The following is an 11,525-nucleotide window of genomic DNA, read 5'->3' as shown; positions in this document are numbered from 1 at the left end:
ACATTACTTTTATGATGGGAAAGGCGATATAACCAACCAACTGATAACGCCTCTCATTTAGGTTGGTTTTTAAACCCTCAACCCATAAATAAGGTGATAAACCCCGACCGAAAGAAGAGACCTATTTTATATCGAAATGAACAGCATCGTTTAATTAACCATGCTGTTATCAATGAAATTAAAAAATTAAGCAGGTGCATCCATTATTGATGTAGAGCCTGTTTTTGCAATCTCAGCGAGATCTTTATCAACCCAGAATAAAGCTTTACCATCTTCACCCACCAACTCAATTTTATCTAAAATACCTTTAAAGAGTTTCTCCTCTTCATGCTGCTCAGCAACATACCACTGTAAGAAGTTAAAAGTGGAATAGTCATGCGTACTGAATGCAACGTGGGTTAACTCATTAATCGCTTTGGTAATTAAACACTCATGCTCATAAGTCGCCTTGAATATCTCTTTTAATGAAATAAACTCGTGCGGTGGCGCCTCAATAGTGCCTAAAATAGGTAATGCACCCGTTTCACTCACATAAGTAAATAAACGATTCATATGGGTCATCTCTTCAGCTGCATGTGCGCGTAACATCATGGATGCCCCTTCAAACCCTTTATCTTCACACCATGCGCTCATCTGCAGGTATAAATTAGAAGAGTAAAACTCAAGATTAATCTGTTCGTTTAATTTTTCTACCATGGTTTCAGCTAACATTTTTTTCTCCATCTGTTGTTAATTATTATGTACGTTCTATTTTTAGAAAAACACCTCAAATTTTAGGAGGTGCTGAGTCATTACATTTTTATAACAATAAACGTAAACACTCTTAGAGGCAAAAAAAGGTAAAAAAAAGCCCAGATAAACTGGACTTTTTTGCAATTCGAAAAACGAAATATTAACGTTTTGAGAATTGTGGACGTTTACGTGCTTTATGTAGACCAACTTTCTTACGTTCAACGATACGAGAATCGCGCGTAACAAAACCAGCAGTACGTAGTTCAGGACGTAACGTTTCGTCAAAGATCATTAATGCACGTGTAATACCTAAACGGATTGCACCAGATTGACCCGTAGTACCACCACCTTTAACGGTGATGTTAAAGTCAAATTTTTCTTCGTTACCTGTTAACACTAATGGCTGGCGAACAACCATAACTGCTGTTTCACGAGCGAAAAATTCATCGATATTGCGTTTGTTGATAGTGATTTGACCACTACCCGCTTTCATAAATACACGAGCTACAGAGCTCTTGCGACGACCAGTGCCGTAGTATTGATTTGCCATTGTTTTATATTCCTATTAGATGTCTAAAACTTGTGGTTGCTGTGCAGAATGTTGATGCTCAGTTCCAGCATAAACTTTCAACTTACGGTACATTGCGCGGCCTAGTGGACCTTTTGGTAACATACCTTTAACAGCTTTCTCAATAACACGCTCTGGAGCACGTTGGATAAGATCTTCAAAGTTAATCGCTTTGATTCCACCGATGAAACCTGTGTGGTGGTAGTAGATTTTACCTTTCGCTTTATTACCAGTTACGGTAATTTTCTCAGCATTGATAACGATGATATAATCACCCGTATCAACATGAGGAGTGTATTCTACTTTGTGTTTGCCACGTAAGCGTAATGCGATTTCAGTAGCTAGACGGCCTAAAGTTTTACCTTCAGCATCAACTACAAACCACTCGCGTTTAACGTCAGCTGGTTTAGCAACAAATGTTTTCATTAAGTTATACCCAAATTAATGATTTAAAAAAAATATGATAAGCAATGTTGCTCATCAAAAATGTGTTTTTGCCTTTTGTATCCCTTCGAATACGTCAAGCGTAATCAAATCCACCATATAAATTTTGGGGTGTGGATAAGGTGGGCGGCGAGATTATACAGAACATTTGCGCAGAGATCACGCTTATTGTGCAATTTTTCACAATATTCACAGCCAGTTCAAAAATCATTTACCACAAAAGCACGAAGGAAAAGGAGGCTAAAACTCCACCTTTATAATTCTTTTGATTTTCTTCGTGTCCTCTGTGTCGCACAGTGGCTTCGTGTGAATTGTTTGTCGCAATGACCAAGTTCAAAAGCATTTAACGACGAAGGCACGAAAGGAAAGGAAGTTAGAATCCAAATCCAACCTTTAATTCTGTTGATTTTTTCGTGTTCTCTGTGTCGCATAGCGACTTCGTGGTGACATTTTTCACTTGCTAGTCATCAATATGGTGTGATTTTTGCAAATACTCTGTGCTTTGCATCTCCAGTAAACGTGAAATACAACGCTGAAATTCAAACGCTAATTTATGTCCATCGTATAAACTATAAACATCTACCTCTGCTGAAATAATAAGCACCACATGATGATTATAAAACTCATCAACCATGGCAATAAAGCGTCTTGCCATGTCATTTTTTTGGGGATTCATCTGTGGCACGTTGGCCAGAATAATAGTGCGATAAACAATGGCTAATTCAATATAATCCGCCACACCGCGCGGACCATCACATAAACTTACACAATCAATCAACAAGGTATCCACACTATATGCAAGGGTCTCAATCGCTCGCCCATTAATCTCTAGTGATTGTTTATATACTTTATCGCCATTAGCTAAGTTTTCAAAAGTATGATCTAACAGTGCTTGCGCCTGTGCATCCAGTGGAAAATGATATATTTCAGCTTCTACAAGACGATCCAATCGGTAATCTTTACCACCGTCTAAATTAAATATTTCACAATGTGATGTTATTAATGCAATGGCAGGTAAAAATCGTGCACGTTGCAAACCATTTTTATAAAGGTCAGTCGGGTGAATATTAGAGGTTGCTACTAACACAACCCCTTCTGCAAACAACGCTTCAAACATACCCGCCAAAATCATCGCATCGGTAATATCATCGACAAAAAACTCATCAAAACAGATCACATCAACTTCAGTAGCAAACTTTTTAGCAATGTTAACTAATGGGTTTTTTTGTCCCACTAATAATCCTAGCTCTTTATGCACACGTAACATAAAATGGTGAAAATGCAGACGTGATTTTCGCTCAGTACTTAAACTGTGGAAAAACAGATCCATTAAATAGGTTTTACCTCGCCCTACTCCACCATAAAAATAAAGCCCCTGTATCGATGTGCTCTGCTTTACTTCTCGCTTAAACAAGCGAGACATAAAACCTTTTTGTTTTTTAATCGGCGTAGGAATATTTTCTAATTCAAGATACAGGCGTTGCAGATGTTGTATCGCTTGTGCTTGAGAATCATCCGCAAAGAAATTAGGCTTTTGTAGATCAGTTTGATAAAGAGATAAAGGGGTCACAGAGGTTGTCACTATTAATAGATAAAACGCTATTTTGGAACGATTTAATCATAACTGCAATCACTGTATTAACCTTTTATTAACAACTGCGAAAGATCTCCATCTTTTGCGAACTTTTAGTGCTATTTTTGGTCACACTTAGTCCGGTTCATTAAAAGGAATATAATATGAAAAATAAAATGAGCTATCTGCTACTTTTTATCAGTGCCCTCTCCTTATCAAGTCCAGTCATCGCTGCTCTGCCTTTTTTCTTAGATGACAGCCCAACCCTTGCGCCACTGGTTGAGCAAGTCAGTCCAGCAGTGGTGAATATCTCTGTTTCAGGCAAACAGATAGCCCCCTCTCCGATGAATGATCTGTTTGAATTTTTTAACCAACAACGCCCAAACCAAACAGAACAACCTTTTGTCGGATTAGGCTCAGGCGTGATTATTGATGCAAAGAAAGGTTACATTATTACCAATCAGCACGTTATCGATAGCGCAGATGAGATACAGATAGAACTTAAATCAGGACAGATCTTAAATGCCACACTCATTGGGCAAGATAAACAGAGTGATATTGCGCTATTAAAGGTAGAAACAAACACCACACTCAGCGCAATGCCCTTTGCAGACTCTGATAAATTACGTGTAGGTGATTTTGCACTCGCTATCGGTAACCCTTTTGGACTCGGACAAACTGTTACCCTCGGTATTATTAGCGCACTGGGCCGCAGTGGCTTAAACATTGAGAATCTTGAAAATTTCATTCAAACCGATGCGGCCATTAATAGTGGCAATTCAGGTGGCGCATTGGTCAATCTACAGGGACAATTAATTGGTATTAATACCGCTATTCTTGGCCCTAATGGTGGTAATATAGGCATTGCTTTCGCTATCCCCGCGAACATGGTGAAAAATATTGTTGAGCAATTACTTGAACACGGGGAAGTTCGTCGTGGCATTCTAGGCGTACGTGGTGGTGAAATAACCGCAGAGCTAGCAAAAAGTTTTGCATTAGAGTCGCAACACGGTGCATTTGTTTATCAAGTAAATAGTGACAGTGCAGCACAAGAGGCGGGTATTAAAGCAGGGGATGTTATTACCGCGGTTAATGGACGGAAAATAAAAAGCTTTGCAGAACTACGCGCAAAAGTCGGCACGTTAGGCAGTGGTAAAACCATTAAATTGGCGATCATCCGTGATGGTAAAAGTATCGTATTACAAGCGACTCTTAAGCCACCACAGGCTCAGCCAAAAGGGCAAACATCTCACGTTTTACACCCCGCGTTGTCTGGCGCAATGTTAACGAATAAAGCCAACAACCAAGGTGTCACAATTAAACAGGTACAACAAGGTTCCATGGCAGAGCATGTTGGCTTACAACGTGCAGATATTATTATTGGCATCAATCGTACCCTAATTCATAATATTGACGAGTTACAACAGATGATTGATTCACAACCTGCAGCCTTAGCACTCAATATTAAACGTGGTGAACAACATCTTTATTTAATGCTCGACTAGTACCAAGGAATCAAAAAGGTGATCAGTCTTACTTGTTAAAATTATCCCTACCTGCGTTGTGAGTTTTATTCAGAACATCTCTGTTCTTCACCACTGCGTGGTCAGCTAAAGCGGTTCAAAATCGTTCCATGCGATTTTGTGAAGTGAGAATAACTATCAAGGCATTAAAGTCTTCTAATCAATGCCCCACGAGAGGATTAACGTAGTTAATCTCTCGAAAGGCCACAACTCACGCATTTATTAGTGCTAATTTTTCCTGCGCAATACTTGAACACTTCATTAATTCCATTGATATAAGCATAATTTAACGCCATGCGCGACTTTAAACACAAATTACATGTTCGAGTTGTAGAGGCTTATTTTTAAGCAATGTATTAGCAAGCATCCCTAATCCATGAGCTAATATCTTGCGGCTTAATCGACCTGATAGTGTCCACATTTTCCTTGCCCACACCTTGTTCATATTAAATCGGCCAGTTAGCTGACCTATTACAGTTTCAACTAATCGACGTGTTTTATTCAAAAAATTACGCTCAGTTTGTTCTAAGTGGTCAACCATATTATGGCGAACAGGTGTTTCTAATTTTATAGCTTGCTCACTATTTAAATCGCTTTTAAAACGCGCTGATAAGTACCCCTTATCACCAAGTAAAAATTTATCCTTTTTATTTCGAACCAATTCCCATACCGCTTTTCTTTCGCTACCAGATGCCTCTGTTAGTGTGAAATTTGCAATATTACCCACAGCATCAACAAGTAAATGCCCTTTAAAACCATAATAAGTTTCTGATTTGCTTGCACAAAAGCCATAACCAGCCTCTCCTTTAAAGTTATTACTTTTATTTGCGCGCTTAAAATGAGCAGTGCCCATAGGGAAACCATCGACAATCAGACATTGAGCATTAATGCTACTTTCTTCATTTAATTTCTCTTGAAGCAACTGCTTTACATGCCAAAGGCTTGAAGCTTGTTTAGCAAAACTTGAACGTGACTTAAGCTTAGGAACCAGCGATAGCCAGTGTGTTTTAAAGTATGTCCAAATTGCCTTATCAGTATCATGTGAAAGAAATTCACCAACAATTTCCATCGTAATTACCTCAACATCACTAAGTTCAGGTTGAAAACCTCGGCTTCTTAATTTTGTGTTTCCTAGCACTTTATTCATATTTTCATCTGTCCAGCAATAAACCAAAATGATAAACTCTTCTAATGGTATGATCTTGTTCGCTTTATTTATTGTTTTGTGATAACAAAATAAGGTTAGATCATGCCTTTTTCAATGTTTTTTCATTTTTAAAAGTCGCGCATGGCGTTAATTTAATAGAAAGTGTAATAAATTTTCAAAAAAAACAGAAAAAGTGAAGAAAAATGATCATAAATCATTTTTTTTTCCTGTTTTTCTTGTAAAATGTGCGCCATCGAATATGGATGTTATAAAGATTTCAAATTTTTTATAAACTTGTAAGAAAACAACATAATCACTCTTGGAGAAAAGACGGTGAGAAAAACTAAAATAGTATGTACGATTGGTCCAAAATCTGAATCAAAAGAGATGTTAACTAAACTTGTAGAGAACGGCATGAACGTAATGCGCCTTAACTTCTCTCATGGCGACTTTAATGAGCACGGCGCTCGTATTACAACTATTCGTGAAATCTGTAAAGAAACAGGCAAAAATGTTGCGATATTATTAGATACGAAAGGCCCTGAAATCCGCACTGTTAAATTAATCAACGGTGATGACGTATTATTAACGGCTGGTCAAGAGTTCACGCTTTCTACAGACCAAACAATCGTTGGTGATAACACCATCGTAGCAGTAACATACGAAAACTTTACTAACGACCTATCTGTTGGTAACACTATCTTATTAGACGATGGTCTAATCGAGATGACCGTTAAAAGCATCACAGATACAAACGTTGTTTGTGAAGTAATGAATACCGGTGAACTTGGTGAAAACAAAGGTGTTAACCTTCCTGGTGTTAAAGTTCAACTTCCTGCACTTTCTGTTAAAGATAAAGGCGACCTTAAGTTTGGTTGTGAGCAAAAAGTTGATTTCATCGCGGCATCTTTCATTCGTAAGAAAGAAGACGTACTTGAAATTCGTGAGCTATTAAACGCGAACGGTGGCGAGAAGATCCAAATCATCTCAAAAATCGAAAACCAAGAAGGTGTTGATAACTTCGACGAAATCTTAGCTGTTTCTGACGCCATCATGGTTGCTCGTGGTGACTTAGGTGTTGAAATTGCTGTTGAAGAAGTAATCTTCGCACAAAAAATGATGATCGAAAAAGCAAATGCTGCACGTAAGCCTGTTATTACTGCAACACAAATGCTTGATTCAATGATCAAAAACCCACGCCCAACACGTGCTGAAGCCGGTGATGTTGCCAATGCAATCATTGATGGTACAGATGCAGTCATGCTTTCTGGTGAATCTGCTAAGGGTAAATACCCTGCAGAAGCTGTTGAAATCATGGCGACTATCTGTAAACGTACAGACCGTGTTATGGCAACACGTACAGCGTGTGCGACATCTGACTTACGTATCACTGAAGCGGTATGTAGTGGCGCAGTAGTGAATGCTGAGCAACTTGATGCGAAACTTATTATCGTCGCAACTGGCGAAGGTAAATCTGCACGTTCAGTGCGTAAATACTTCCCAACTGCACAAATCTTAGCACTAACAAGCAACCCTAAGACTCGCCAACAGTTAGCATTAACGAAAGGTGTATCAGCTAAAGTTATCGAGCCACAAGATACTATCGAAGATTTCTACAAATTAGGAATGGATCTTGCGAAAGAGCTTGGCCTGGTTAAGTCTGGCGATAAAGTCGTGATTGTTTCTGGTGCATTAGTCGCTTCAGGTACAACCAATACTTCTTCTGTACACGTTATCGCTTAATCACTAATAACCAACAGATCAAAAAAGCACTGCTTAGGCAGTGCTTTTTTTTTGCCTGTTAAAACATGCAGGACTAAAGTCCCACTTCCAAGTAATTATTTACTTTCTTGTAATTTAGCTTGGGCTTCCTCTACCTTTGAAAAATCTAAACCAAGCTCTGCAACGGCCTGTTTAATCAGATCAGGATTGGTCATCACCATCATCATCAGTGGCTGTAATTTTTCTGCTGGAATACCGAGGCTGGGGATAACGGTCATCGCAACTAATGGATTTTCAGTTAATGTTTGAAACAGTTCTGCAATTTTCTGGTCACTAACATGGTGATCTTTTAATATTTTAATAATGGGATTCATAATAATGTTCCTTGTGATTAATGAGTACAATTTACCTTATTAGCGTGAAATGTAAAACGATCAAAACCTGAACTGCACTTATTATCCGAAATCAGGAAGTAATTAAAAGCAAGAGGATGTTATTTTAAGGGTAGAAGAACTCATCAGCAACCAACAATGCCAGTTAGCTGTATTTGTCTAGTTATTAACGGTTAATGCGCTAGGATCTCTGTGAAGAGGAGAAGATCTCTTTACTGAGGGACAGTAAAGAGATCTCCAACCTCAAAACAAATAAAGACTAAAAAGAGTAACGAGCTCCAATGCGTAATTCATTTTCTTCAAGTAAGCCATCTGCTCTGTCATCACTTAGTGCGATTTTATAGCTACTATAAAGTGCAACATTATGAATATAGTAAGCGTACTCTAAACCAATAAAGTTGGTGTCTAATGCTTCTATATCATCAGCACTGTAATAGCTGTAACTAATGTTAACGATACTACTGTTGTCAGCACCAAAATAATAAGCAGCAAAAAGATCGCCAGCAACGAAGTCAGAGTCGGCAATACCATCCGCTGAAATATTACCACTCATCACGTTTGCAGCTAGCCAAATATTTTCACTCTTATATTTAGCACCTAACATATAAGTATCTGATTTTTCAGTGGCATTCCCCGCGCCATACTCTTGGTCACTGCTCGTCATACCGGCGGCTAATTCTAACGTTGAGGTCAACTGGTAAGCGATCACGCCCCCAAAACCATCGGCATTTTTATTTGCATTTTGAGTTGCTGATACTTGTAGCATTAATTTTTCCGTTGAAAAAGTATAGCGAAATGTATTATTGGAGCGATCTGCAGACGTTACCGTGTGCTCATTAATATAGCCACTAAATGTTTCCGCCATATCAGTAAAATTGGTTAGATAAGTAACCGCATTGTCTTGTTGACCATAAATGAAAGAACCAAAATTAGTCTCTCCCCCCACATATAAATGACGAGCATTAAATGTTACTTCGTTACTATCTGCTTCTGTTTTTGCAGCCTCAAACTCATAACGTCCAAACATGGTAATGTTTTCATTTAATGCATTATGGCCATATACGTTTAAACGTATGCGAGATAAGTCTTGAAACTCATTATCTGTAAACTTTGCTCTTACCTCTGCTCGCCCCGCGACATTAAACTCTTTAGTTTCATCTGAAAATAAAGTTTCTGCTTGCATTGCAGGTACCATGATCACAGACGCTAACACTATTGCACATTGCTTTTTCATTGTAAGGCTTTCCTTTGTAGCTGCTTAAATAAGCAGACGATTACACTCGCTAAAAAGTTGTATAAAAAATCAACAAGATAAGTTTATGCAACAAGTTATTAAAATTAACGTTCACCACATGAAGAACTACAACATATTATCCGAACAAAAAGCGAGTAACAAAAGCAGTCATAAAGTTTCAAAAGGAAACAACCAGAGAACAAATACAAGTTCAAAATGAATCCATAATATATAAAAATTAAAAATAAATGACGTTGATCACCGGAAAATGGCATAACCATTAATAATAGCCCTTAATAAAAAGAAAAAATTACTGACAACGATTCATACGAAAAACGATCAAGTTCACTGTTTTAATAAAAACAGCTCTATTTTCAATTTATTTAATAGCAAGAAGAGTAAAAAGAGGGAGATACATTGGTCGATAAATAGCGACATAATGAAAATTACAGCGGATAATTTTGAGTAACAGAGATAATTCATGGTGCAGTAGGAGACTAAAATGAAGAGTGATATTGCCCCAAAGAGTGAACTTATGATGATTAATTAACCCTCGGTAAAACTTAAAAGCCAGTCAAAAAGGTTTGTCTACCCCCGATCTTTTACGATCTTCCTTTGTTCAGTTTAGGTGTAGAACAGATTATTCCGGCAGTGTTGTCGCCGGAATAATAATGCGTTTTGCTGATCTTCTTGATCACAGTTCTATCTCAATATCTGCTGTAACGGTTTCTCCCGCAATAACCTCAACATCAGGTCCGGCAAGGTAAATAGGGCTAGGGTCTGAAAGTTCAGGATCATCGAGCTGGGCAGTGCAAGTATAACCAATACTGTAGCTACCTGCTTCAACAAAGCCAAATTCATACGACCAAACAGTTTCAACCTCATTAACTCGGGCAGAGGCGATTGGAGATAGATAACCAATGTTTGGATGTTCAATTCTGAAATCACCCATATTAGTCAGCAAAGTGGTTGGATACAGGTAAACAGAATAGGCAAACTCAGACCCACCTACTGCACCTTCACAATTAGCTTTTACTTGTTCACTCACATTGCCACTGATACTACCCACATTATCGACATGTACTAATTCATAACCTGTAGGTTTTAATGTCCAATTACCGTCATGACTGTTACCAGCGGGTTCTTTTAATACTTTCATTAGATCAAACTCAGCTACTATGTAGTTTTTACCTTCATGAATGGTAAAAGTAGTAGTTTTCAGACGCCCTGTAGCAAGTTCATCATCAGGTTTAAATCCTGCGCAACTACCGTTTGAATTGGTTGATAGCCCTTTGCGACTGCCATCTTTTTCAATAACATAAGAATCGGTGTTTTCATTATTTCCTATGCCGTCGGTAATATAAATACACATTTGGTAATCACCCGGCTCAAGTGTAATATCACGAAAAAGCTCTTGTGCATTACTGCCTTGAAACTTGATTAAGTCAACTTGACGGTAATCAGTATTTTCAGCATTATTATCTTGAACCCTGATAGTCTGCTCTGCCTCTCCCTCTTCTGCATCGCCATCATCGTTTACTTTTTTGATTGCTACACTTTTAAATGCAATAACCACGGCCTGCACATTAGCTGGGTTGTCTGACACTGCAAAAGTAAGCTCTGCAGTAGGACTGCTTTCTTCAGTAGAGCCTCCGCATGCAGTTAAAATAGAGATCACGGCACTTGCTAAAGCTGTTTTTATCAAAATTTTCATCATATGCTCCATCTGTTTTTTTGTTAATTTGACTTATAATAAATAAGTACCTTGATTATAGTTACTAATGTGATCTATACCCATGTTACTTCAAGATGCTTTGTCAGGCACAAGCTCGATAATCAGAGCAAGGCACAACACGAGGTAATGGTTATTCCCTTTCCGCTTGTTGTAACGTAGGGCTGATTTTCGAGCTTGCGCCCCGTAGGGCAAGGCAACTTGTACCAATCTACGTCGTTATGAAATTTCGACTTAGAATGACTAGGCTTCAATTTTATGCCTAGCATCTCGGCACAATTTGCCTTGCTGACTTTGCATCTCGAAGCATCATGGGTATATATATTATTTTTGTTAGGAGGTAGAAAATCGGGGAACATCTCTATCTTTGCAGTATCGTTTCATCAAAATATAAATCCACAATGTGGATAATCAATAAACTCAAACAGAATTCATAAAAGAATAAGAGTGCTAAACAT

The 11,525-nt window shown here is 38.2% G+C and carries 10 protein-coding genes; 2 read left to right on the top strand and 8 right to left on the bottom strand.

The features are described 5' to 3' along the window. Nucleotides 1-186: 186 nt before the first annotated feature. From ftnA to zapE, 4 genes are all read right to left on the bottom strand, one after another. Nucleotides 187-711 carry a non-heme ferritin gene (ftnA, locus tag G322_RS0102015; RefSeq protein WP_022940142.1) on the bottom strand — a complete coding sequence of 175 codons (525 nt, stop codon included), beginning with the start codon at nt 709-711 and terminating at the stop codon, nt 187-189. A gap of 181 nt (nt 712-892) precedes the next feature. Then, nucleotides 893-1,282, bottom strand: coding sequence for a 30S ribosomal protein S9 (rpsI, locus tag G322_RS0102010; protein WP_022940141.1), 390 nt, complete (start codon nt 1,280-1,282; stop codon nt 893-895). Between the two features lie 15 nt (nt 1,283-1,297). Beyond that, on the bottom strand, nt 1,298-1,726 hold the full coding sequence (gene rplM / locus G322_RS0102005; protein WP_022940140.1) for a 50S ribosomal protein L13: 429 nt from the start codon (nt 1,724-1,726) through the stop codon (nt 1,298-1,300). Nucleotides 1,727-2,204: 478 nt separating this feature from the next. Further along, nucleotides 2,205-3,314, bottom strand: coding sequence for a cell division protein ZapE (zapE, locus tag G322_RS0102000; RefSeq protein ID WP_022940139.1), 1,110 nt, complete (start codon nt 3,312-3,314; stop codon nt 2,205-2,207). Nucleotides 3,315-3,481: 167 nt separating this feature from the next. Here zapE and G322_RS0101995 point away from each other — a divergent pair, with 167 nt between their 5' ends. Next, complete coding sequence (locus G322_RS0101995) at nt 3,482-4,822, top strand: DegQ family serine endoprotease (protein WP_022940138.1); 1,341 nt, start codon at nt 3,482-3,484, stop codon at nt 4,820-4,822. Nucleotides 4,823-5,144: 322 nt separating this feature from the next. Here the strand turns inward: G322_RS0101995 and G322_RS0101990 are convergent, their stop codons facing one another. Then, nucleotides 5,145-6,038 carry an IS982 family transposase gene (locus tag G322_RS0101990; protein ID WP_028866352.1) on the bottom strand — a complete coding sequence of 298 codons (894 nt, stop codon included), beginning with the start codon at nt 6,036-6,038 and terminating at the stop codon, nt 5,145-5,147. 282 nt (nt 6,039-6,320) lie between these two features. Here G322_RS0101990 and pykF point away from each other — a divergent pair, with 282 nt between their 5' ends. After that, a complete protein-coding gene (gene pykF, locus G322_RS0101985) occupies nt 6,321-7,730 on the top strand; it encodes a pyruvate kinase PykF (RefSeq protein ID WP_022940136.1) in 1,410 nt (469 codons plus the stop codon). Nucleotides 7,731-7,825: 95 nt separating this feature from the next. Here pykF and G322_RS0101980 read toward each other — a convergent pair whose 3' ends face one another. The 3 genes from G322_RS0101980 to G322_RS19745 all read right to left on the bottom strand — a co-directional run bounded on the left by G322_RS0101980 (nt 7,826) and on the right by G322_RS19745 (nt 11,049). Then, on the bottom strand, nt 7,826-8,083 hold the full coding sequence (locus G322_RS0101980; RefSeq protein WP_022940135.1) for a DUF2999 family protein: 258 nt from the start codon (nt 8,081-8,083) through the stop codon (nt 7,826-7,828). Nucleotides 8,084-8,360: 277 nt separating this feature from the next. Then, a complete protein-coding gene (locus G322_RS0101975; protein ID WP_022940134.1) occupies nt 8,361-9,335 on the bottom strand; it encodes a porin in 975 nt (324 codons plus the stop codon). Nucleotides 9,336-10,029: 694 nt separating this feature from the next. Next, the gene (locus G322_RS19745; protein WP_022940133.1) at nt 10,030-11,049 is read right to left on the bottom strand and encodes a DUF4382 domain-containing protein; all 1,020 of its coding nucleotides are present in this window, start codon (nt 11,047-11,049) and stop codon (nt 10,030-10,032) included. Nucleotides 11,050-11,525: the final 476 nt, after the last annotated feature.

This window comes from Psychromonas hadalis ATCC BAA-638, from assembly GCF_000420245.1.
Taxonomy (GTDB): domain Bacteria; phylum Pseudomonadota; class Gammaproteobacteria; order Enterobacterales; family Psychromonadaceae; genus Psychromonas; species Psychromonas hadalis.
Note: the sequence above shows the minus strand (reverse complement) of the source record. Positions and strands in the feature narration are given on the sequence as shown.

Coding starts and splice junctions, on each gene's coding strand:
- ftnA (WP_022940142.1), bottom strand. CDS start 711: ATGTTAGCTGAAACCATGGTAGAAAAATTAAACGAACAGATTAATCTT.
- G322_RS0101980 (WP_022940135.1), bottom strand. CDS start 8,083: ATGAATCCCATTATTAAAATATTAAAAGATCACCATGTTAGTGACCAG.
- rpsI (WP_022940141.1), bottom strand. CDS start 1,282: ATGGCAAATCAATACTACGGCACTGGTCGTCGCAAGAGCTCTGTAGCT.
- G322_RS0101995 (WP_022940138.1), top strand. CDS start 3,482: ATGAAAAATAAAATGAGCTATCTGCTACTTTTTATCAGTGCCCTCTCC.
- G322_RS0101975 (WP_022940134.1), bottom strand. CDS start 9,335: ATGAAAAAGCAATGTGCAATAGTGTTAGCGTCTGTGATCATGGTACCT.
- rplM (WP_022940140.1), bottom strand. CDS start 1,726: ATGAAAACATTTGTTGCTAAACCAGCTGACGTTAAACGCGAGTGGTTT.
- G322_RS19745 (WP_022940133.1), bottom strand. CDS start 11,049: ATGAAAATTTTGATAAAAACAGCTTTAGCAAGTGCCGTGATCTCTATT.